Source organism: Corynebacterium sp. Marseille-P4611, from assembly GCF_916618765.1.
GTDB classification, from domain to species: Bacteria; Actinomycetota; Actinomycetes; order Mycobacteriales; family Mycobacteriaceae; genus Corynebacterium; species Corynebacterium marquesiae.
Map to the genome: position 1 here is coordinate 419,389 of NZ_CAKAKD010000001.1, position 20,364 is coordinate 439,752.

Annotated in this window: 22 protein-coding genes and 1 riboswitch; of the genes, 4 read left to right on the top strand and 18 right to left on the bottom strand. The window is 65.5% G+C overall.

Translation table 11 applies throughout. From position 1 onward, the window contains the following. Positions 1–198 precede the first annotated feature (198 nt). A complete protein-coding gene (locus LG376_RS02125; protein WP_049377865.1) occupies positions 199–1,089 on the top strand; it encodes a 1,4-dihydroxy-2-naphthoate polyprenyltransferase in 891 nt (296 codons plus the stop codon). On the opposite strand, the gene LG376_RS02130 is transcribed toward LG376_RS02125, so the two are convergent. Further along, on the bottom strand, positions 1,086–1,412 hold the full coding sequence (locus LG376_RS02130; protein WP_065422238.1) for a DUF4229 domain-containing protein: 327 nt from the start codon (positions 1,410–1,412) through the stop codon (positions 1,086–1,088). The genes LG376_RS02125 and LG376_RS02130 overlap by 4 nt on opposite strands. A gap of 38 nt (positions 1,413–1,450) precedes the next feature. On the opposite strand from LG376_RS02130, the gene LG376_RS02135 reads away from it, so the two are divergent. Further along, complete coding sequence (locus tag LG376_RS02135; protein WP_049377864.1) at positions 1,451–1,696, top strand: hypothetical protein; 246 nt, start codon at positions 1,451–1,453, stop codon at positions 1,694–1,696. Here LG376_RS02135 and LG376_RS02140 read toward each other — a convergent pair. The 8 genes from LG376_RS02140 to LG376_RS02180 form a co-directional block, all read right to left on the bottom strand. Continuing rightward, positions 1,693–1,953: a helix-turn-helix domain-containing protein gene (locus LG376_RS02140; protein WP_049377863.1), complete on the bottom strand. Its 261-nt coding sequence runs from the start codon at positions 1,951–1,953 to the stop codon at positions 1,693–1,695. The two genes, LG376_RS02135 and LG376_RS02140, sit on opposite strands and share 4 nt — an antisense overlap. After that, positions 1,954–2,973, bottom strand: coding sequence for a c-type cytochrome biogenesis protein CcsB (gene ccsB, locus LG376_RS02145; protein WP_049377862.1), 1,020 nt, complete (start codon positions 2,971–2,973; stop codon positions 1,954–1,956). 94 nt (positions 2,974–3,067) lie between these two features. Then, entirely contained in the window at positions 3,068–4,699 is a 1,632-nt protein-coding gene (locus LG376_RS02150) for a cytochrome c biogenesis protein ResB (RefSeq protein WP_225746023.1), read from the bottom strand. Positions 4,700–4,706: 7 nt separating this feature from the next. Beyond that, the gene (locus LG376_RS02155; protein WP_049377860.1) at positions 4,707–5,510 is read right to left on the bottom strand and encodes a cytochrome c biogenesis CcdA family protein; all 804 of its coding nucleotides are present in this window, start codon (positions 5,508–5,510) and stop codon (positions 4,707–4,709) included. Next, positions 5,511–6,122 (bottom strand): TlpA disulfide reductase family protein, encoded by a 612-nt coding sequence (locus tag LG376_RS02160; protein ID WP_049377859.1) that lies wholly within the window; start codon positions 6,120–6,122, stop codon positions 5,511–5,513. After that, positions 6,122–6,730, bottom strand: coding sequence for a histidine phosphatase family protein (locus LG376_RS02165; protein ID WP_005327918.1), 609 nt, complete (start codon positions 6,728–6,730; stop codon positions 6,122–6,124). The genes LG376_RS02160 and LG376_RS02165 overlap by 1 nt, the downstream gene beginning before the upstream one ends. 22 nt (positions 6,731–6,752) lie before the next feature. Continuing rightward, on the bottom strand, positions 6,753–8,063 hold the full coding sequence (gene hemL / locus LG376_RS02170; RefSeq protein WP_225746024.1) for a glutamate-1-semialdehyde 2,1-aminomutase: 1,311 nt from the start codon (positions 8,061–8,063) through the stop codon (positions 6,753–6,755). A 606-nt stretch (positions 8,064–8,669) separates the two neighbouring features. Then, positions 8,670–8,984, bottom strand: coding sequence for a multidrug efflux SMR transporter (locus tag LG376_RS02180; RefSeq protein WP_225746025.1), 315 nt, complete (start codon positions 8,982–8,984; stop codon positions 8,670–8,672). 8 nt (positions 8,985–8,992) lie between these two features. Then, positions 8,993–9,063: riboswitch (guanidine-III (ykkC-III) riboswitch) on the bottom strand. A gap of 26 nt (positions 9,064–9,089) precedes the next feature. Here LG376_RS02180 and LG376_RS02185 point away from each other — a divergent pair. Beyond that, the gene (locus tag LG376_RS02185; RefSeq protein ID WP_225746026.1) at positions 9,090–9,938 is read left to right on the top strand and encodes an NAD(P)-dependent oxidoreductase; all 849 of its coding nucleotides are present in this window, start codon (positions 9,090–9,092) and stop codon (positions 9,936–9,938) included. Between the two features lie 116 nt (positions 9,939–10,054). Next, positions 10,055–11,092 (top strand): HNH endonuclease signature motif containing protein, encoded by a 1,038-nt coding sequence (locus LG376_RS02190; protein ID WP_225746027.1) that lies wholly within the window; start codon positions 10,055–10,057, stop codon positions 11,090–11,092. A 70-nt stretch (positions 11,093–11,162) separates the two neighbouring features. On the opposite strand, the gene LG376_RS02195 is transcribed toward LG376_RS02190, so the two are convergent. The 9 genes from LG376_RS02195 to LG376_RS02235 form a co-directional block, all read right to left on the bottom strand. Then, complete coding sequence (locus LG376_RS02195; RefSeq protein ID WP_225746028.1) at positions 11,163–12,542, bottom strand: protoporphyrinogen oxidase; 1,380 nt, start codon at positions 12,540–12,542, stop codon at positions 11,163–11,165. Beyond that, positions 12,543–13,577 (bottom strand): uroporphyrinogen decarboxylase, encoded by a 1,035-nt coding sequence (gene hemE, locus LG376_RS02200; protein ID WP_225746029.1) that lies wholly within the window; start codon positions 13,575–13,577, stop codon positions 12,543–12,545. It lies immediately after the preceding gene. A gap of 37 nt (positions 13,578–13,614) precedes the next feature. Continuing rightward, positions 13,615–14,106 carry a tellurium resistance protein TerC gene (locus LG376_RS02205; RefSeq protein WP_225746030.1) on the bottom strand — a complete coding sequence of 164 codons (492 nt, stop codon included), beginning with the start codon at positions 14,104–14,106 and terminating at the stop codon, positions 13,615–13,617. Continuing rightward, entirely contained in the window at positions 14,103–14,852 is a 750-nt protein-coding gene (locus LG376_RS02210) for a hypothetical protein (RefSeq protein ID WP_225746031.1), read from the bottom strand. The genes LG376_RS02205 and LG376_RS02210 overlap by 4 nt, the downstream gene beginning before the upstream one ends. A gap of 9 nt (positions 14,853–14,861) precedes the next feature. Next, complete coding sequence (gene hemB / locus LG376_RS02215) at positions 14,862–15,845, bottom strand: porphobilinogen synthase (RefSeq protein WP_225746032.1); 984 nt, start codon at positions 15,843–15,845, stop codon at positions 14,862–14,864. A 28-nt stretch (positions 15,846–15,873) separates the two neighbouring features. After that, a complete protein-coding gene (locus LG376_RS02220; protein WP_225746033.1) occupies positions 15,874–17,550 on the bottom strand; it encodes a uroporphyrinogen-III synthase in 1,677 nt (558 codons plus the stop codon). Between the two features lie 208 nt (positions 17,551–17,758). Then, a complete protein-coding gene (gene hemC, locus LG376_RS02225) occupies positions 17,759–18,646 on the bottom strand; it encodes a hydroxymethylbilane synthase (protein WP_049377847.1) in 888 nt (295 codons plus the stop codon). After that, a complete protein-coding gene (locus tag LG376_RS02230) occupies positions 18,647–19,981 on the bottom strand; it encodes a glutamyl-tRNA reductase (RefSeq protein WP_225746034.1) in 1,335 nt (444 codons plus the stop codon). 73 nt (positions 19,982–20,054) lie between these two features. Continuing rightward, positions 20,055–20,297, bottom strand: a complete 243-nt coding sequence (locus LG376_RS02235; RefSeq protein WP_049377845.1) for a glutaredoxin family protein — start codon at positions 20,295–20,297, stop codon at positions 20,055–20,057. Between the last annotated feature and the right edge of the window lie 67 nt (positions 20,298–20,364).

Sequence of the window (20,364 nt, forward strand, 5' to 3'; positions counted from 1 at the left end):
AAGGCCTTGCCCCGCGAGCGATTCACATGATAACTTTAAGAAAGTTCAACGCATTGAACTTTTGTCACGGGTGTGGCCCACAGCCGTCCTTTCTTGGGTCCGTACGACGCGCTTCCGCCATACCCGTGGCTTTTATATATCCGCCGTGTGCGTCCCTTGTGCACAGCATGCCCGCGGTGGCGTGGCACAATAACTGACATGTCACTTTCTGCCTATCCCGCAACTGCCAAAGACTGGCTCCAAGGCGCACGCCCGCACACGTGGGCTAATGCCTTCGCCCCAGTCATCGCTGGTACTGGTGCCGCAGCGGCTGCCGACGGCGCGCACTTCGGCCGCGCGCTCCTCGCCCTCATCGTGGCGTGGGCACTTATCATCGGCGTGAACTATGCCAATGACTATTCCGATGGCATCCGCGGCACCGACGATGACCGCACCGGTCCGCAGCGCCTGACCGGCGGTGGCCTGGCCCGCCCGCAGCAGGTGAAACTCGCGGCCTTCGCCGCCTTCGCCGTGGCTGGGCTCGCCGGCATTGCGCTGTCCTTTGCAGCGCACGCGTGGTGGCTCATCCTAGTGGGCGCGCTATGCATCGCGGGCGCGTGGTTTTATACCGGCGGCAAGAACCCGTATGGATATCGCGGGCTCGGCGAGGTTGCTGTCTTTATCTTTTTCGGATTGGTCGCCGTGCTCGGTACCGAATTCACGCAAGCTGGCCGCCTGTCGTGGTCGGGCCTCGCGCTGGCCGTGAGCATCGGCGCGATGAGCTCCGGGGTGAACTTAGTCAATAATATCCGCGATATTCCTTCCGACGCCGAGACCGGCAAGATTACCCTCGCCGTGCGCCTCGGCAACGAGAAGGCGCGCCTGCTCTTTACGGTGCTGCTCCTGCTGCCATTCCTGCTGACCATTGGCATCGCCTTCGGCAGCTGGCTCGCGCTCGCTGGCTTGGTCTACTTCCCCCTTGCGCTGCGCGCCATCCGCACCGTCAACCGCGGCACCCAAGGCCCAGAGCTCATCCCGGTGCTCGGCCTGACCGGCCGCGCGATGCTGCTGTGGGCCGTTATCGAGGCCGCCGCGCTCATCCTCGTCTAGTCCTGCGCGGCGCGGCCTTCCAGCTCCGCTTGGACCCAGCGCTTGTGGGCCTTGCGCTGGGCGGAGTACTCGGCCAGCGTTTGGGTGGCCTCGATGCGCCACTTTTTAAAGATGAGCATCGATAGCGGCAGCGCCACAAAGAGCGCCAGCAGCGCTGCGATAAGCACCGGGATGGGAAAACCGATGGCGATGGCCAAAAGCTCAATCACCACGGTCAGTGCGATAAATAGCACTACACGGGCGAGCCCGTACTTCCACAGCGCCGCGCGCGAACGGCGGCGCAGTTCTGGGTCCGGCTTGGGTGGCTCAGAGTTATGCGTCATGGGGGTTGATTGTACGCGGTGCAGGTAGAATCGCACGCATGGGCCGAATCATCCTGCTACTCCTCTTTGTTCTCGCCGCCTACCTCGTCTGGAAGGCCTTCGGGCCCTCGACATGGAAAAAGCACGAGGTGGAACAACCCCGCGCTATCAAAGGCCCCGACGATGACGAGGAATTCCTCTGGAACTTAGAAAAGGAGCGCTTCAAGCAGCGCCGCGCACAGGAGGCAGAAGAAGAAAAACGCCGCCAGCGCCGCAATCGCGGCACCGACGGCGACAAGGACTAGGAATCCTTCGGCACGAAGCGCATCTCCAAGCCGAGGGCCTCGGCCACGGCGGTAATCTTTTCCCACCGCACGCCCACACCACCGTGCTCGATGGTGTGGAGGGTGGAGCGGGAGATACCGGCGGCGTCGGCAAGCTGCTGCTGCAAAATGCCCAACTCGCGGCGCCGCTCGGCAAATTGGGCGCCAAGGCCCAAAATCACGGCATTATCGCCGGCCGGCTTGCCCTGCTTATGGCGCGGGCTCGTATGCTCCGCCATCTAGTTCAGCCCTGCATAGGAGTGCAGGCCGGAGACGACCATATTGATAAAGAACAGGTTGAAGACCATCAGCGCCATCGCCATGACGTTGATCCACGGCGCCGCCTTGCGGAAAGCCGGCGTCGCACGCGCGTGCAGGTAAGCGGCATACAGGATCCAGGTAGCAAAAGACACAGTCTCCTTCGGGTCCCAGCCCCAGAAGCGGCCCCAAGCGGACTCGGCCCAGATGGCACCCAAGATGATGCCCAGACCCAAGGTCGGCAGGGTGATAACTGCCAGGCGGTAGGCCAGCTGGTCAATCTTCGCGGCAGAAGGCAACGGGCGGGCTACAGCACCGAGGAGGCCATGCTCGGCATGCTTTGGCTGTGCCATACGCAAAAGAGTCAGCAGCGAGACAATGCCGGAGATAATACCGATGGACGCGCCCAAAGAAACCACGGTGACGTGGATGGGCAGCCAGTGCGACTGCAGCGCCGGGACCACCGGGGCGGACTCGGCATAGAGCTTGGTGGAACCATAAAACATCAGTGCGAGCACCGGGGTGAGCAGCCACGGCCACACGGTGCGCCATTCCTTGCGCTGCATGGCCATATTGCCCACCAGCAGCACACCGAAGCTCACCATCAGCACGTATTCGTACAGGTTGCCAAATGGGAAGCGGCCGGTGGCCAGGCCGCGCAGCACAATCGCCGCGGCGTGCAGGGCAATGCCCACCCACATCAGCGCGCTGGTCATGCCGCCGAGCTTATCGGCCTTGCGCTCCTTTTCCTGCAGCTCATCGGCCGTGATTCCGGAAGAGGACTGGGCAACCTCGCCGGCATAGCTGTGCTTGTCGACGCCCCCAGCGCCCGCCCCCACCAAGACCTTCGCGGCCTCAGACTTCACGGCGCGGCGGCCCTCGATGATGCCCTGCATGCGGCCGTAGTAAAACAGCGACAAAAAGAGCGCGACGCAGTACACCACAAAGGCGGTCTGCACCGCGATATCCGAGAAATTAGACAGATTCTGATCGATCTGCATGAATGCTCCTAGCCTTCACACGTGCGGGATAAGTGCTGATTACCTTACTCAGCGAAACGGCCCAATCCAACTTTTGTTGGATCGGGCCGGGGCGCTAATCGTCGGTATAAAGTTCGTCTTCTTCGACCTCGTCTGGGTCCGGCAGCTCCAGCAGCGCGCGGTGCAGCTCGTGGAACTCCTCGGACCAGCCGGCGCGGTCGGTGCGGGCGAGGCCGCCCATTTCCACGTCGGTGCCGCCGGCCGCGTTCGGCCGCAGGCGGATGTAGACGCGGCGGCGCTTAATCACTAGCGATCCCACCAAGGAAATGAGCATCACCAGCGCGGAGGCCAGCACCCACTTCTGGAAAGGATCATAAGAGACCTGGTAGTTGGCGAACTCGCTGGCGCCGTCGAAGATGATCTTCGTGCCATCGTCTAGGGTGACGTCCTCGCCTTGGTTGAGGTTCACGCGGTCGATCTTTTGCAGCTGGCCGGACTGTACCAGGTTCGGGTCCAGTGAGAAGAAGGATTGCGGGGTGCCGGTGTCCAGGCCGGCATCGCCGCGGTAGATATCGATGGCCATCGCCGGATCCTGCAGGCCCGGGTATGCGGACTGGAGCAGCTTGCCGTTCTCGCCGGCCCATTCGGCCGTGGGCGCGAAGAGGCCCTGGATGGCGATCTGGTTCTGGCGGCGGTCATAGAGATCCGGGTGCATGCCGGCCGGTGGGTCGAAGCGCATCGCGCCGGAGGACAAGAAGAAGGTCGTGTCATTCGGCTGGAACTGAATGGTCTGGGTGCGCTTTTCGCCATTGGGCCATTCCACCGTTACCGTCGGCGCGTAGCCGTGGCCCTGCAAGTAGACGCGGTTGTGCGCCAAGCGCAGCGGGTGGTTGACCTTGAGCTCGTAGTCCTTCCACTCGGAGTCATCCTTGTAGATGTCCTCGCCCTCCGCGTAGGAAACGTTGGAGGTAAACATCTCCGCCTGGCCGTTGGGCAGGTATTCGGCCGCGAAGTCATGGGCGATGAGACAGAAGGGGTGGAGACCGGTGCCGTCGAAAAGCGGGCCGGCGCGGAAGGAGTCGAAGTTGGACGTGGAAGTATTGCAGAACTCCGTGGACTGGTCCAGGGTCTGGCCGCCGCCCTGTGAGCCGGACTCGGTGACCACGATGACCTGGCCCTCGTAGTTGACCAAGCGGCCGGCAGCGACGGTAACCAAGATGGCCACCAGCGCCACGTGGAAAATGAGATTTGCCAGCTCGCGGCCGTAGCCGCGCTCCGCGGAGAAGGTATGCACGCCGGCGCGGTCTTCTTCTGGGGCGTACTCGGCCACGCGCCACTTCTTCAGGCGCTTTGTAATTTCCGCGGATAGCTCTTCCTCGCTTTTGTCCGAATGCCCCTCGGCCGCCAGCGGCAGCTTGTGGAGGTACTTCGGCGCGCGCGTTGGCGGGGTCTTCCACGCCTTATAGTGATCCCAGGAGCGCGGCAGGATGCAGCCCACCAGGGAAATGGCCAAGAGGACGAAGATGGCCTGGAACCAGACGGACGAAAAGACGTCGAAAAGCTGCAGCTTGTCGTAGATCTTCGCCACGTTGCCGTTGGACTCGATGAAGTCCTGCACGTTCTGCTCGTTGAGGTCGCGCTGCGGCAGCAAGGAACCGGGAATCGCGGCCAGCGCCAGCAAGAAAAGCAGCGCCAGCGCCGTGCGCATGCTGGTCAGCCAATGCCAGGCTTTGCGGAAATATTTCACGTCTCTCCTAAATCAGGGTTGCGCCAAAGTTGCCGGTCCACTGGCGGATGAGGCTAATAAACTCGCCCCACAGGCCGGTTACCAGGGCCAGGCCGACGAGGATCATGGCCACGCCGCCGATTATCTGGATGGTATGCGAGTGCTTGCGGGCCCACGAAATCGACCGCATTGCCCGCGCGGAGCCCAGCGCCACCAGCAGGAACGGCAGGCCCAAGCCCAGGCAATAGAAGATGATGAGCAGCACGCCGCGCGCGGCCGTCATGCCTTCGGTGCCGGCCGATACGGAAATAATGGCGGCCAGCGTTGGGCCCAGGCACGGCGTCCAGCCCAGCGCGAAAATCCCGCCCAGTAGCGGCGCGCCCAGCCAGGTGGTCCAGCGCTTCGGCGCCATGCGGGTGTCTTTTTGCAGCGCCGGGATCGCGCCGAGAAAAACCACACCCATCAAGATGGTCACGCCGCCGCCGATGCGCATGAGTGTCTCCTCGTTGAGCCGGAGCGCGGAAATCGCGCCGAATACGGAGACCGTCGCCAGCAGGAAAACCACGGTAAAGCCCAGGATGAACAAGGCGGCAGCCAGCACCACGGCCCATTGCCTGCGCTTGCCGACGCCCACCCCCAACTCACCGTCGAACGTAACCTCGCCGCCCACCACGCCGGCTAGGTAGGAAATATAGCCGGGCACCAGTGGGATCACGCACGGGCTGGCGAAGCTCACCAGCCCCGCCACGGCGGCCGCGAGCAGGCCCAGAATGAGTGGGCCGGAGGTCGCGGCCTCGGCAAAGGAGTTGCCGATGCTCGCTGCGTTGTCCATTTATTCCTTTTCTAGTTTGTCCACTACGTCCATCACATCTTGAGCGGTGATGGACCGCAAAAAGACCGTAGCCGGGCGGTGCTGTTTGTCCAAGACGATGGTGGTCGGGACCACAGAGGTGGGCACGCCGCCCAGGGCCGCCGCGGTCTTAAACGGTGGATCGTAGATGGAGGGATACTTCAGACCGTTATCTTCGAGGAAGTCATTGGACACCTGCGGGTTATAGTCGCGCACATTGATGCCCAAGACAGTGCCGATTTTCCGCTTCTGTAGCTCAGAGTGGACCTCTTGGAGGTCATCGGCCTCGGCGCGGCACGGGGCGCACCACTGGCCCCAGGAGTTGAGCACGACGATTTCGCCCTCATAGTCCTCCAGGGAAATGGTCTTTTCCATATCGCGCACATCCTCGCCGGAGAACGTGCGCAGCGGCTTGCGCTCGGATTCCTCGTAGTTGATGACCTTTTCGCCGCCGGGCGTGATGAACTCGAAGTTGCCGCCGGTAGCAACCGCGTTTTGCGCGTTATCGGCATCCTGCGAGCAACCGGCAAGCGGCAGCGCCACGGCCGCCGCCGCCAGCACCGCGCCGATCGCGCGTTTGCGTTGTAGTGCCATTAAATCTCCTGGGCCGGCGAGGAGTAGAAGATATCGGTGACCTGGTTATCCTCGAAAAGCAGCGAGGTGACCGAGGCCAGGTCGCATTCGCGATTCCACGGCGCGTGCGGCAGGCGCTGGCCCAGCACGGTGCGCTGCACCATCACGATGGGCAGCTGGTGGCTGACCAAGATCGCCTCGTGGCCGGCCGCGGCGGTGCGGGCGCGTTCGATGGAGCCCAGCATGCGCTCGGCAATCTGCTCATAGGGCTCGCCCCACGAGGGCTCCAGCGGGTTGACCAGCAGCGGCCAGCGGCGCGGGTTCCACAGCGCGGAACGCAGGCCTTTTGTGCGCAGGCCCTCGAAGCGGTTGCCGGACTCGATGAGCGTCTTATCGACGTCCACGTCTAGCCCCGTTACCTGCGCAATCGGTCGCGCGGTTTCCTGGGCGCGCTGCAGCGGCGAGGCCGCCAGGTAGGTCACATCGTGGTCGCGGAAGGACTCCGCGGTGCGCGCCGCCATGGAATGCCCGCGCGAGGACAGGTGATAGCCCGGGATGCGCCCGTAGAGGATCTTCTCCGGGTTGTGGACCTCGCCGTGGCGCACGAGGTGAACGATGGTGCGTGTCATGTCTCTCCTTGGTGTGCGGGACTTAATGTGCGGGACGCGCGGCGGCCGCGGCCTGCGCGGCGGGCTTGAGGGCGGCTTCGATGAGTTCAAAGTCGGCGTCGGTAAGTGCATCCGAGACAAACCAGGTCTCGAATGGGCTCGGTGCGACGTAGATGCCGTTATCCAGCAGGGCGTGGAAGAACGGGGTGAAGCGGAAGGTCTCGGCCGCCTGCATATCGGCAAAGTTGCGGCCCTCGCCCTCGGCAAAGCGGATGGAGAACATCGAAGACGCCCGCTGGATGTGGTGCGTTACGCCCTCGGCCGACAACGCGGAAGAAATCATGCCGGTCAAGCGGTCCGCGTTGGCCTGCAGGCGCTCGTAGAGCGATTCATCGGCCAGCTCCAAAGACTTCAGGCCGGAGGCCATGGCCACCGGATTACCGGACAGCGTGCCGGCCTGGTAGACTGGACCGTCTGGGGCGAGGTAGTCCATGACCTCGGCGCGGCCGCCGAAGGCAGCGGCCGGCAGGCCGCCGGAGACGACCTTGCCGAAGGTCACCAGGTCCGCCGCCACGCCGTCGACGCCGTACCAGCCCTTATAGGAGGTGCGGAAGCCGGTCATGACCTCGTCGAGGATGAGGAGGGCGCCGTCGCTATGGGCGACGTCGGCAAGCGCGGCGTTGAAGCCTTCTTCTGGTGCCACGGTGCCCATGTTGCCGGCCGAGGCTTCCGCGATGATGCAGGCAATCTCGCCCGGGTGCTGCGCAAATGCCTCGCGCACGGCCTCGATATCGTTATAAGGAACGACGATGGTATCGGCCGCCGTCGCGCCCGTAACGCCCGGGGAATCCGGCAGCGCAAAGGTCGCCACGCCGGAGCCGGCCGAGGCCAACAGCGCATCCACATGGCCGTGGTAGCAACCCTCGAACTTCAGCACCTTGGCGCGGCCGGTGTAGCCGCGGGCCAAGCGCACCGCAGACATGGTGGCCTCGGTGCCGGAGTTGACCATGCGCACCTTATCGGCCGCGGTACGCGACACAATGGCCTCCGCCAGCAAAGCCTCACCCTCGGTAGGCGAGCCAAAGCTCAAGCCACCCGCCGCGGCCTGCTGCACGGCCTCCACAATCTCTGGGTGCGCATTGCCGTGAATCATCGGGCCATAGGAGCTGACCAGGTCAACATACTCGTTGCCGTCGGCATCCCACAGGCGCGAGCCCGCACCGCGCTCAATCACGCGAGCCTGGCCACCCACGGAGCCAAACGCGCGCACCGGCGAGTTCACCCCGCCCGGAATCACCTTGGAGGAACGCTCAAACCACTGTTGCGACTGGGAAGTATTAGGCATGTCTGACATTCTAGCGATTCGCGCGCTATACAAAAGTTGGAGTGCGCGATTCACAGTCAGCCGCTAAACTTCGGGGCGTTGCACGTTTCAATTCGGGGGGATTTTCAATGCAGCGCACTCTCATTTTCGCTATTCTGGCCGCTTTCTGCCTCGCCGGCTGCGCCCATCCCGAGTCCGAGCGGCCGCTGCCCACGGTGGGTGCCACCCCCTGCCGACGCCCCTCCTGGCAGCCCCCACCCCGCCCGCTCGCCCGCGCGACCTTCCTCGGGAGGACAATCCGGCCGCTCCTTCGCCGTCGGCCGAGCAGCCCGCCTCGTCGGACAAGGCGCCTGCTCCTGCGTCCGGACCTGGTTCGCGTCCTGGCCCGGCGCCCGCGCCACAGCAGCGTCCCGCGCCCGCACCAGCGCCAGCGCCCGCCCCGCGTCCGCAACCTGCGGCGCCGGCCCCACGCCCACCTGCACGGGACAAAAGCGGCCTGCCGAACCTGAATATCCCGCCGCACGAGGTCCGCGGGCGCATCGACGACGCGGTGCCTGATGTGCCGGCCGTGCCCGCCGTGCCTGCGCCCGCCCCGCCGGAGTTGCCGCTGCCGCCCGCGCCGCGCATTCCGGGCCTCTAGCTCACCGCTTTCAGCCCCACGATACCGCCGATGATCATGGCGAGGAATAACACCTTCCACGCCGTGGCGGCCTCGTGTCCGGCGGCGAAGGAATAGATAACCGCCACCGACGCACCAACGCCCGCCCACACCGCATAGGCCGTGCCCACCGGGATGCTGCGCATCGCCCAGGCCAACCCGCCCATGGAAATCGCGCAAGCCACGAGGAAAATGAGCAAGGGCCACAGGCGAGTGAAACCTGCGGACTTATCCAGCGCCGCCGCCCACACGGCCTCGAATGCGCCGGAGAAAATCAAGATGAACCACGCCATAGCTGCTTCCTGGCCGTCTTTTCGCGTCGCCGGGTACGGCTCCCTCGTCCGGGGCCCGCACGAAAGGCAGCGAGCCTGCACCCAATGATGGCACACTGGGAAAGCATGAGGATTGCATTTCTTGGAACTGGCCGCATGGGAACCGAACTAGCCCGCCGCCTGCTCAATGAGCAAGGCGGCATCGAATTGACCGTCTGGAACCGCACCGCCGAGCGCGCCCAGCCGCTGGTGGAGGAAGGCGCCGAGCTCGCCACCTCGCCCACCGAGGCCGTAGCGAACGCCGAGGTCATTATTACCTCGCTCTTCGGGCCTGACGATGTCCGCGAGGTCGTCGTCGAGCCGCAGCTCATCCCCGCCGGCGTGACCTGGATCGATACCACCACCGTCTCGCCCAACGATGCCCGCGAGTTCGCCGCCGCCGTGGAAACCTACGTCCACGCCCCGGTCGTCGGCACGCTTGGCCCGGCCCGCGAGGGCAAGCTCGGTGTCTATGTGGGCACGCCTAACGACGCCCGCCGTGAGCAAGCCATGTCCCTCGCCGAGTCCTGGGCAGGCGAAGACAAGCTCATCGGAGTGGAGGCGGCGGCCACGGCGGCCATCGGAAAGCTGCTGGCAAACCTCGCGCTCGCCGTCACCGCCGAGGGCCTGCTCGAAGCCCTGCAGCTCGGCGAGTCCGAGGGCCTGGACTCCGAGGTGGTGCTGCAGATGCTCGATATCACCGGCCTGTCCTTCATCGTCAATATGAAGGCGCCGTTTATCACCGGCGAGCGCAATACCGACCCGGGCGATTTCACCGTCGACGCCCTGGCCAAGGACGCCAAGCTCATGGAGATGACCTCCACCAAGCCGCTGCCCGCCCTGACCGCCGCCATCAGCCGCTTCGAGGAAATGCAAGCCATGGGCCACGGCAATCAGGACTTCTCCTCCATCTTCGTCTTCCGCAATAAGGGCTAGTTATCCACAGGCCCACCGGGCGTGCGGGCCGAAATTCGCCCTTTGGGCCCTAGTTATCCACAGGTTCGCGCGCTCGCCCTCGCGCGGGTTGCGCGCCGTGGCTTAGGCTGCGGGGCATGACAGCTCTTCAGACTTATCTTGCGGCCCTGGCTCCTGGCATCGACATCGTTGCCGGGTGCGCCGGCATGTCTGAAGACCAGCTGCGCGCCGCCGGTGCGCCCAATAAGACGGCCCGCACTTTGCTCACGCTTGCCGACGCCCTCTTTGCCCCCACCTCCTTCACCCGCCAGCAACGCCAGGCGGTTACCGCCGCGCGCGACCGCGCCCACCCGCTACCCACGCTGGAGGTTATCGAGCGCTACGCATCCCGCGCTAAGACCAAGCGCGATGCCTGGCGTCTGCGCGTGGAGCTGTGCCGCACTGCCGCCGATACCGATGAGATGGAAAAGCTGGCGCGCAAGAAGCTGCGCCAGCTCAATCCCCCAGCCCCGCCGCGCCCCGGTGTGCGCATCCGCCGCCGCAAGGACGCGCCATGGACCCTCGCGATTACCGGGCCCTCTTCACTCATCGCGGATTTGGAATCCAGCCTGGACGAGGACGCGCCTCTCGATTCCGTTGCGGAGCTCTTCTCCCCTTCCGGCGCCGCCCCAGCCACCCGTCCGACCATTACGACGAATGCAATTATCACGCTCGACGAGCTTGACCGCATCATCGATGGCGACGGCGAGGAAATCACCATCCAGCTCACCAACGGCGCCCGCCTCACCGGCGCGGAACTCGTTTCGCGCACGCTGGCAGAGCGCGGGCTTATCACCCTCGTTCACCCCTTCGAGGGCGCGGTCAATCTCTACCGTACGGAGCGCATGGCCAGTGAAAAGCAACGGCTCATGGCTGCTGCCGAAAATCCGGTATGCCCGTGGGTCGAATGCAACTATCCGGCGGATAAATGCCAGGTACACCACTTGCAGGCGTGGCGACACGGCGGCGATACCAATATGGCAAACCTCGCGACCTGTTGCCCATACCACAACGGCGTCAACGACGATGACCCGAATGCCCCACCGGTGCGCGGGCGCCTCGTTCGACGCCGAGGCCGCGTGGTGTGGCAGCCGCCCTGGGCTCACACCGCACCATCGCCGCCATCGCAGCAGTAGCCCCGCAACCGCCAGGCAGCAGGACGCCCTGCTGCCGCATTGGCATGCCCGCAGCTAGCGAGCTCCGCAATTAGCGAGCGATGCGGGCCGCAGCAGCGCGGGCGTCCGCGATAACATTTGGCACCCCAACCCCGCCGGCCCAGGCGCCGGTGGCGTCGATACCCGGCGTCGCCGCGAGGGCACCGCGCGCACCGGCCACGGTTTCCAGGTGGCCGGCATCAAAGCGCGGCAGGCCGCCGAACCAGCGCTGGGTGAAAATCTCGGCAACGCCCGCGGCGCGGCCGTCGAAGCCGGTGAGTCGCTGGAGGTCGTCGAGGGCATAGTCGACGAGGTCATCTTCCTCGGCGCGGACGATGGCGTCATCGCCAAAGCGGCCGAAAGAGGCGCGCACGAGAGCCCCGCCGCGCTCTGCCAAGTGCGGCCACTTGCGCGAGGACAGCGTGAATGCCTTGGCGTGAACGTCGTCTTGGTCAGTGGCCACGAGGATGCCAGAGTTCTGCGGCAATGCGTTGCCGGCCGGGTCCGTGTCAGAGTCGAATTTCAGGCCCACGACTGCCGACGCCGCTAGCTTCACGCTCTTCAACCGCTCCGCCGCCCGCGGGGACACCTTGGGCAGCAGGCGCGCTGCGGTCGGGGCCGGGGTGGCCACCAGCACGCGGTCAAAGGGGGCGGTATCGCCGGGTGCGCCGGCCAAGCGGAATTTCTCGCCCTCGCGAGTGATGCCCGAGATGAAGGTATCGAGGTAGATCTTGGCACGGGATTTATCGGCCAGCGCCTCGTAGAGTTCTGCGTAGCCGCCGCGGAAGGTCTGAAAGACGGGTCCGCCGCTGCTCGGCTTGGCCGCGCGGGCCTCTTCCAACGAGCGAACCGCGGCCGAGAGGGTGACCGGGCCGCGCTCGGAGAGCGCGTCGAGGGTCTCGGCCAGCGCTGGGATGGTCGCGCGCAAACCCAGGTCATCGGCCGAGCAGGAGTACACGCCGCCGAGGAGGGCGGAGATAACGTGGTCGACGAGGTCGTCGCCAAACTGCTGGCGCACCAGGCGGCCGACGGAGACGTCGCTGCCGGCCGTCCACTCGAAAGGCTCCTCGTTATCGATGCGACGCGCGGTCTCGGCCGAGACCAAGTGTGCGACCGGCTCCGAGTGCGAAGGAATGCCCATCATCCCGCCGCGCGGCAGCGGCTTAAGCTCGCCGGAGTACACCAGCGAGTGCAGGCCGGAGGGCTCGACCAAGCTCCCGCCTAGGCCGAGGGATTCGATAAATTCGACGGCATCGTGGCGGCGGGCCAGGAAGGCCTCGGCACCCATGTCGGTCGGGCCGTCATTAAACGGCACGGAGTACAGCTTGCCGCCGATACGGCCGGCTGCCTCAAAAACCTCAACGTCGTGGTCGCGCAGCTCGTAGGCGGCCGTCAAGCCCGCCAGACCGGCACCAATAATCGCAATACGCATTTAGCCCTCCTCGTGAATGATGGATACGGCGCGGGTGATGGCGTCCGCGTCGGTAGTTGGCAAGACCCCATGGCCAAGGTTCCAAATATGGCCGTCGATATCGCCGCGCTCGCGGGCCCGATCGACCTCGCCGCGGATGGTGCGCACGGCCTGGCGCACGGCGTCGTCGCCGGCAAAAAGCATGGCCGGGTCGAGGTTGCCCTGCAGCACGCGGGCACTCACCCGCTCGGCCGCGGCGTCCATCGGCACGCGATAATCGACGCCCATAACTTCCGACCCCGCCTCCGACATGGCCGGCAGCAGCTCGCCGGTGCCGACGCCGAAGTGAATGCGTGGAATCTCCACTCCGGCCAGGATTTCCCGCGAGTACGGAAGCACGAACTCGCGGTAGTCGCGCTCATTGAGGTAGCCGGCCCAGGAATCGAAAAGCTGCATGGCATCAATGCCGGCATCGACCTGCACCTGCAGGAAGCGGGTGATGGTCGGAACTAGGCGGCGCATGAGCATGTGCCAGGTCTCCGGTTCTGCATGCATGAGGGCCTTGGTGCGCTCGTGGTTCTTGGATGGCCCGCCCTCAATGAGGTAGCTGGCCAGCGTGAACGGCGCGCCAACAAAGCCAATGAGCGCTTGGGTTTCGCTAAGCTCGGCCAGGATGCGGGCGATACCTTCGTTAACTTCGGGGACGTCAGTCTCCAGCAGCGGCAGCTTGCCGACGTCCTCCCTACTCCTCACCGCTTTTTCCATCACCGGCCCACGCCCCGGCGCGATATCGACCTTGACGCCCGCGGCCTTAAGCGGGACGACGATATCGGAGAATAAAATGGCGGCGTCGACGTCGTGGCGGCGCACCGGCTGCAGTGTAATCTCGGCCAGCAGCTCCGGCATGAAGCAGGAATCGAGCATGCTAATCCCCTCGCGGGCGGCGCGGTACTCCGGCAGCGAGCGGCCGGCCTGGCGCATGAACCAGACTGGGGGGCGGGAGGGGGTGCGGCCGAGGGCGGCGTCGATAAGCGGGGCACGATGTGTTCGAGACATGCCCCAATTATGAATCAAAAGTTGGAGTGAGGGCTAATTAGCCACGCAAGCTGCGGTCCTTGATGAAGCGGTTGGACTGCGGCTGGAAAAGCAGCGCGAGGGCGACGAGCAAGGTGATGGGGATAATCAGCAGCCCGAGTCCGCCGATGCCGAGTGCGAGAGCGGCGATATTGGTAAAAAGCGCGAATGCGATGACCACGGTAATGATGCGGCGCGCCCACTTGGACCCGCCGGCCAGCTGCGCCGCGAAGAGCGCAAGCAGGATGGCGCCGACGGCATTGGTCACCGCGACAAACAGGCGATTGGAATGGAGGTACTCCGCGACCTGCGCATTCTGCGGCTCGGCCTGTGGCCCGCCCGAGCCGAAGATGCCCACCATGCCGCTCACCAGCATGATCACGGCGCTGACGACGAGCACCCAATATGCCCAACGCAGGGGCCGCGGCCATGCGTCGAGGTTTTGGTTGGCGGAGGAGTTTCGGTCCGCCCGGTTATAGTCCCGGGGCCCGGGCCGCTCGGTATTGCTCATCGCTCATCCTCCCGGTCGGTCCGGTCAGCACGGTCGGTGCGGTTGGTGTGGTCAGTGCGATCGCGCTTGCTGCTGTCGCGCTTGCTGCGCTGGTCGCCCTTGGAACGCTTGCGCTCTTCCTCGGCGCGCTTCTTCTCGCGCTGCGCTCGCTCGAGTTCTTTTTCCAGCTCGCGCATCTGCTCGAGCTCGCCGGTGTAATCCAAGGTATCGGCCCGCACGGAGAAAATCAGGCCGAGCACCGCCGCGACGCCGACGAGAATTTGCACCATGCCATCGGCGGCAAAGAGCCAATCGGGCACGTCCGCGCCGGCTGGGGTGACCATGAAGGTCAGCAGAATGCGAAATCCGAAGTAGATCGAAAAAGCGAACCACACGCGGCGCGAGGTGCCGGCCCGCTTGCTGCGGTTAGCAAGGGACCGCAACAGGAAGGCCAACAGCACGATAATCGCCAAGGAAATGGCAGCCGAAAGAGCGACGGAACCGTAGGCGGCGGTGCGGAGGAAGGCGTCGGAAAGCTGGGCTTCATCCACGCCGGCCGGTGCGGACTTGGCCATCTCCTTGGCCTGTGACATGAGTACGTCGTGGTTGAGCAGCGTGAGCACCACGTTGAGCACCTGGTGCACGGCCTCGCCGCATAGCGCGCCCAGCCACAGCCACAGCATGTACGTCACGGACTCCGGCCGCTGCTGCTGCGGCGGGCGTTGCGTGCGAGGGGCAGGGGCGGGCGACGGGGGCGTAGCAGTCACAGGGGTCCTTTACTTGAGAAGGCGGGCGGCTTCGGTAGCGAAGTAGGTCAGAATCTGGCCGGCGCCGGCGCGCTTGAATGCGGTCAGCGACTCGAGCATGATGGCCTCGCCGTCGATCCACCCGTTGGCGGCCGCGGCCTTGACCATCGCGTACTCACCGGAGACCTGGTAGACCGCGACCGGCACGGGAGAAGTCTCCGCCACGGCCGAGAGCACGTCCAAGTAGGGCAGACCGGGCTTGACCATGACGAAGTCCGCGCCCTCTTCGATGTCGAGCTCGGCTTCGAGCAGGGATTCGCGGAAGTTGCGCGGGTCCTGCTGATAGGTGCGGCGGTCGCCCTCGAGGGAGGAACCGACAGCGTCGCGGAACGGGCCGAAGAAGGCGGAGGCGTACTTGGCGGAATAAGCCATGATGGCCACGTCCTCGTGGCCGGCCTCGTCGAGGTCAGCGCGGATGGCGGCAACCTGGCCGTCCATCATGCCGGACGGGGAGACGATCTGGGCGCCGGCGCGGGCTTGGGAGCGGGCCATGTCTTGGTAGAGCTTGACGGATTCGTCGTTAAGCACGCGGCCCTTGTCATCCAGTACGCCGCAGTGGCCGTGGGAGGTGAATTCGTCCAGGCAGGTATCGGCCATAACGATGAGGTCATCGCCGAATTCCTCGTGCAGGCAGGAAATACCGCGGTTCAAAATGCCCTGGGGGTCCCAGGCGACGGAGCCGGTCTCATCCTTGTCCTCATCGAGCGGCACGCCGAAAAGGTCGATGCACGGCACGCCGGCCTCCAGCGCCTCCTCGGCCGCGCGGCGCAGGGAATCGAAAGTGTGCTGGTAGACGCCCGGCATGGAGGGAATCTCGCGCGGGGCGTCGAGGCCGTCCACGATGAACATGGGCAGAATCAGGTCCGAGGGGCGGACTTCGGTTTCGGCCACGAGGTTGCGCATCTGCGGGGTGGTGCGCAGGCGGCGTGGGCGGCGGGCTGGGAAGGTGCTCATTGGGTACTCCTTAGAGCGAGACTAAAACTTATGCCTTGTCGACCTTAGTAGCCTTCTTGCGCGAGCGGCGTTTCTTGCGCGGCGCGGGCAGGTTTCCGGCGGCGCGGAGGGCGGCGACGTGGTCTGCGAGGGCGTCGACAAGCGCGGGCACATCGGCGACTTCGGGCACCACATCGACGCGCAGCCCCATCTCTTCCGCGGCCGCTCTTGCCGACGGCCCGATACACGCAATGATCGTCCGCTGGTGCGGTTTGCCCGCAATGCCCACCAGATTGCGCACGGTGGACCCGGAGGTGAAGGCGACGGCGTCGAAGCCGCCGGTCTTGATCATGTCGCGGATTTCGGCCGAGGGCGGGGCGGCGCGGACGGTGCGGTAGGCCACGACGTCATCGACTTCCCAGTCGAGGGCCTTGAGCCCGTCAACTAGGGTATCGGCCGCGATATCGGCGCGCGGGAGCAGGACGCGGCCGACGGCGTCGATATCTTCCACAAAGTTGGGGAAGACATCGAGCAGGCCCTCGGCGTTCTGCTTCTTCTTGTGTGGCAAAAGCTCCGGAACCATGCCCTTGGCGCGGATGGCGGCCGCGGTTTTGGTGCCCACGGCCGCAAGGTGGACGCCGGCGAAATCGCGGGCGTCGAGACCGAGTTGGGCGATCTTCTCCCATACCGCGGTCACGGCGTTGACGGAGGTGAAGACGATCCACTTATAGCGGCCCTCGACGATGCCCTTGATGGCGCGGTCCATCTGCGCCGGGTTGCGCGGCGGCTCGATGGAGATGGTGGGCACGTTTTGCGGGATGGCGCCGTAGCCGGCCAGGCGCGCGGACATCGGGCCGGCTTGTTCCTTGGTGCGCGGGACGAGCACGCGCCAACCATAGAGCGGGCGGTTTTCCCACCAGGAGTATTTGGTGCGGTCGTCGATGCTGCGGCCGAGGGTGACCACGAGCGGGCCGGTGAGGTCAGCGTCCAGCTTGCCCATGGTGCCCAGTGTGGTCTCATAGGTGCGCTGCAGGCGGGTGGTGCCGTGGACGGTGACGAATGCTTCGGTCTCGGCCGGCATGCCGCGCTGCTGCAGCTCATCGGAGATGACCGGCAGGTCCTCCTTGGTGGCCTGCAGGACGATGGGCTGGGTGGCATTGGCCAGCGCGTCCCAATCGGCGCCGTCGGTTACGTCGGCCTCGGTATAGGTCGAGCCGAGCGCAATGCCGGCAAAGGACGGCACGGTAGACGGCAGGGACATACCCGGCACTACCTGGAATTCCAGGCCGGCAGACGCCACGGCGTTGATCTCCGCCTTGATGGACTCGCGGTGCAGTGGGTTGCCGGTGACCAGGCGGATGACGTCCTCGCCATCGGCCTCGACCAAGCACTCGCGCAGCTGGGCGACGATATCTGCGGCCGGCTCGTACAACACCGCGGCCGTTGGCGGCGCGGGGCGCGGCGGTTTGCGGCGCGCGCCCTTGGCCTTGGCATCGGCGCACATTTGGGCGTATTCGGCCTCGGCGGCGTCGAGAAGCTCTTGCGGAACGGGCAGCGCGGCGGCGACGGCATCGCGCACGCCCTGCATGACCTGCGGATCGGTCACGGCGATGGCACTATTTGCCAGAACCTCGCGGGCGCGCACGGTCAGCAGGTCGGGATTACCTGGACCAGCGCCCACAAAGACGATCTTGCCCAATTGGGTGTCTGGCGCGGCATTGCTCATAAAGTTCTTTTCTAAAATCGGGCGCGCGGCACCGCGCACGGACATGATCGCATGCGGTGTGCTTCCCCGCGCCGGCGGTGGGTGACACGGTCTTAACGGCCAAAATCCCAGGCCTTGCGTCCTGGGATGCCCTTAAAGGGGGCCGGATCATTGCGGGACAATGATCTGTGGTATCTACACCTTAAATTATTAGCGCCTAAAGGCGAAATTACTTGCCCAGCAGCTCGGCCGCGCCACCGGCGAAAAGCTCGTCCGAGATGCGCGCGCCAAGATCGGCGGCTTCGGCCGCGGAGCCGGAAGCGGTGGCGGTGAGCTGGCGGGATCCGTCGAGCGCGAAGACGCCGCCGCGCACGGTGAGCTCGTCGCCGTCCCAGCGCGAGGTGGCGGCCACCGGCGCGGTGCAGCCGGCCTCGAGGCGGGCCAGCACGGCGCGCTCACCAGCAGCGGCGGCCGAGGCGCGGTCGTCGACAATGGCGTCTAGGGCCGCGGCGGCCTCAGTGCCGGCCACGGCCTCGATGGCGAGTGCGCCTTGGGCCGGCGCCGGCATGAAGACGGTAGGCTCAAAGATTTCGGTGGCGCGGTCCGCATAGCCGCCGCGCAGCAGGCCGGCGCAGGCCAGTAGGACGGCGTCGAGCTCGCCGTCGGCGACCTTGGACATGCGGGTATCGATATTGCCGCGCAGCGGGCGAATCTCCAGGTCCGGGCGGAGGGCGGCGAGCTGGGAGATGCGGCGCGGGGCGGAGGTGCCCACGCGCGCGCCCTGCGGCAGCTGCTCCAGGCTCAGGCCATCGCGGGCGACGAGCGCCTCGCGGGAATCCTGACGCTGCGGCACGACGAGGCGGAAGCGATCATCGGGCGCGGTGGGCAGGTCCTTAAACGAGTGCACGGCAATATCGCATTCACCGGCATAGAGCGCCTCGCGCAGCGCCTGGGTAAATACGCCGACGCCGATGCGCTCGACCGGCGCCATGTTGACGTCGCCGGCGGTCGTGACGATGTGGAGCTGGGAGTCAAAGCCGGCGTCGATAAGCCAATCGCGCACATGGCCCGCCTGGGTGGTGGCGAGCTTGGAGCCGCGGGTACCAATCTGAAACATTTAGGCCTCCTTAGTCATGGTGGGCAATTCATTGACGGCCACGGACACGCCGGAGCCTTCCAGCTGCAGGCCAAAGAGTTCCTGCAGGGCGTTTTCGCTGCTGACACTGCTTTCCGACGCCGCCAGCTTCTTCGCCCGCACCGTCGGTTCATGCAGCAGTTTATCGGCCACGCGCTTAAGGGCGCGCTGGACGTCCTCAAGTTGCTTGCCCGCGAGTTCGGGGTGCTTGTGTTGCAGGCGCGCGGCTTCGCACTCGACGAGATCGGCCGCGCGGCGGTGCAGGGCGCTTACGGCCGGGGCGACGTCGCGCACGCGCTGGGCTGAGGTATAGGCCGCGAGTTCTTCGTCGACGATGTGACGGGCCTGCGCGTGCGGGCTGGTACCGGCCGCGAGATCGGTGGAGGCGGCCGAGAGCGACTTACTCAAGCGCTCGATATTGACCAGATCCACGCCCTCGGCCGCGGCGGCGGCATCGTCGATATCGCGCGGCAGGGAAAGATCGATGAGCATGAGATCGCGGCCGGCAGGAATGTCGGTGGCCGCGATGGTGAAGTTCTCGGCGCCGGTGGCGGAGATGGCCAGGTCGACGTCGGAAAGCGCGGCGGCGCGCTCAGCAAAGTCCACGACGCGGGTGGCAACGCCCGCCTCCTCGGCGTGGCTGGCCAGGCGCTCGGCGCGCTCGCGGGTGCGGTTGGCCAACACCAGCTCTTTGACACCCAGCCGGCCGGCGTGGGTGGCGGCGAGGGATGCCATGGCGCCCGCGCCAAGGACCAGCGCGGTCTTGCCGGTCAGGTCTTCGGCGTTGAGGCGCTGCAGGGCCTGATCGAAGGCGAAGGACACCATGGAGGCGCCGGCCTCGTCGATATCGGTCTCGGAGTGGACGCGCTTGCCGGCCCGCAGCGCGGCCTGCGCCAGCGCGTGGATGCGCGGGCCGACCGTGCCCTGCTCCGAGGCGGACTGGTAGGCGCTGCGCACCTGGCCGATGATCTGCTGCTCGCCCACCACCATGGAATCCAGGCCGGAGGTCACGGACATCAGGTGCTCGGCCGCGGCGTCGGCATAGCGCACGTAGAGGTAGTTGCGCAGCTCCTGCTCACCCACGCCGGAAACCTGGGTGAGCACGCGCACGACTTCTTGCACGCCGGCGTGGAAGGAGTTGGTGACGGTGTAGACCTCCATGCGGTTGCAGGTGGAGATAATCATGGCCTCTGAAAGCGGCTCAGCCGCCACGAGTTGCCCGCAGGCGGAATCCTGGACCGCACTATCCATGCTCAGCTTCTCCAGCAGCGCCACCGGCGCCGACTGGTGGGACATGCCCACGACGAGCACGCTCATGCACAACACTCCTCAACCCTTTGATTGATTTTAATCCTCCAAAAGACTACCCGTCGGTGTCGCGGATCCCGAATCAACCGGCCAGCTCGGCCGCTAACTCCTCGTTGTCTACTTCCCAGCAGGCAAACTCTTCGCCGTCGATGACCACAACGGGCACGCGGTCACCGAACTCCATGGCCAGCTCCGCGTCCTCATCCACGTTACGCACAGCAAGCTCCGCGCCTGCCCGCTTGATGACGGGGGTGATTTGCTCCCTCACGCGCGCGCAAGAACCGCAGGTGGTGCGTACCATAAGCTCGACGAGATGCTGGGACATATTCTCCTCACAAGGACGGCGGCGGTCGAAACCATTACTATGGACACGTTAGTCCACCCCGCGTTTG

Excerpts from the sequence above, each read along its gene's own strand:
- LG376_RS02125 (WP_049377865.1), top strand. The coding sequence starts at position 199 with ATGTCACTTTCTGCCTATCCCGCAACTGCCAAAGACTGGCTCCAAGGC.
- LG376_RS02130 (WP_065422238.1), bottom strand. The coding sequence starts at position 1,412 with ATGACGCATAACTCTGAGCCACCCAAGCCGGACCCAGAACTGCGCCGC.
- LG376_RS02135 (WP_049377864.1), top strand. The coding sequence starts at position 1,451 with ATGGGCCGAATCATCCTGCTACTCCTCTTTGTTCTCGCCGCCTACCTC.
- LG376_RS02140 (WP_049377863.1), bottom strand. The coding sequence starts at position 1,953 with ATGGCGGAGCATACGAGCCCGCGCCATAAGCAGGGCAAGCCGGCCGGC.
- ccsB (WP_049377862.1), bottom strand. The coding sequence starts at position 2,973 with ATGCAGATCGATCAGAATCTGTCTAATTTCTCGGATATCGCGGTGCAG.
- LG376_RS02155 (WP_049377860.1), bottom strand. The coding sequence starts at position 5,510 with ATGGACAACGCAGCGAGCATCGGCAACTCCTTTGCCGAGGCCGCGACC.
- LG376_RS02160 (WP_049377859.1), bottom strand. The coding sequence starts at position 6,122 with ATGGCACTACAACGCAAACGCGCGATCGGCGCGGTGCTGGCGGCGGCG.
- LG376_RS02165 (WP_005327918.1), bottom strand. The coding sequence starts at position 6,730 with ATGACACGCACCATCGTTCACCTCGTGCGCCACGGCGAGGTCCACAAC.
- hemL (WP_225746024.1), bottom strand. The coding sequence starts at position 8,063 with ATGTCAGACATGCCTAATACTTCCCAGTCGCAACAGTGGTTTGAGCGT.
- LG376_RS02180 (WP_225746025.1), bottom strand. The coding sequence starts at position 8,984 with ATGGCGTGGTTCATCTTGATTTTCTCCGGCGCATTCGAGGCCGTGTGG.
- LG376_RS02185 (WP_225746026.1), top strand. The coding sequence starts at position 9,090 with ATGAGGATTGCATTTCTTGGAACTGGCCGCATGGGAACCGAACTAGCC.
- LG376_RS02190 (WP_225746027.1), top strand. The coding sequence starts at position 10,055 with ATGACAGCTCTTCAGACTTATCTTGCGGCCCTGGCTCCTGGCATCGAC.
- LG376_RS02195 (WP_225746028.1), bottom strand. The coding sequence starts at position 12,542 with ATGCGTATTGCGATTATTGGTGCCGGTCTGGCGGGCTTGACGGCCGCC.
- hemE (WP_225746029.1), bottom strand. The coding sequence starts at position 13,577 with ATGTCTCGAACACATCGTGCCCCGCTTATCGACGCCGCCCTCGGCCGC.
- LG376_RS02205 (WP_225746030.1), bottom strand. The coding sequence starts at position 14,106 with ATGAGCAATACCGAGCGGCCCGGGCCCCGGGACTATAACCGGGCGGAC.
- hemB (WP_225746032.1), bottom strand. The coding sequence starts at position 15,845 with ATGAGCACCTTCCCAGCCCGCCGCCCACGCCGCCTGCGCACCACCCCG.
- LG376_RS02220 (WP_225746033.1), bottom strand. The coding sequence starts at position 17,550 with ATGAGCAATGCCGCGCCAGACACCCAATTGGGCAAGATCGTCTTTGTG.
- hemC (WP_049377847.1), bottom strand. The coding sequence starts at position 18,646 with ATGTTTCAGATTGGTACCCGCGGCTCCAAGCTCGCCACCACCCAGGCG.
- LG376_RS02230 (WP_225746034.1), bottom strand. The coding sequence starts at position 19,981 with ATGAGCGTGCTCGTCGTGGGCATGTCCCACCAGTCGGCGCCGGTGGCG.
- LG376_RS02235 (WP_049377845.1), bottom strand. The coding sequence starts at position 20,297 with ATGTCCCAGCATCTCGTCGAGCTTATGGTACGCACCACCTGCGGTTCT.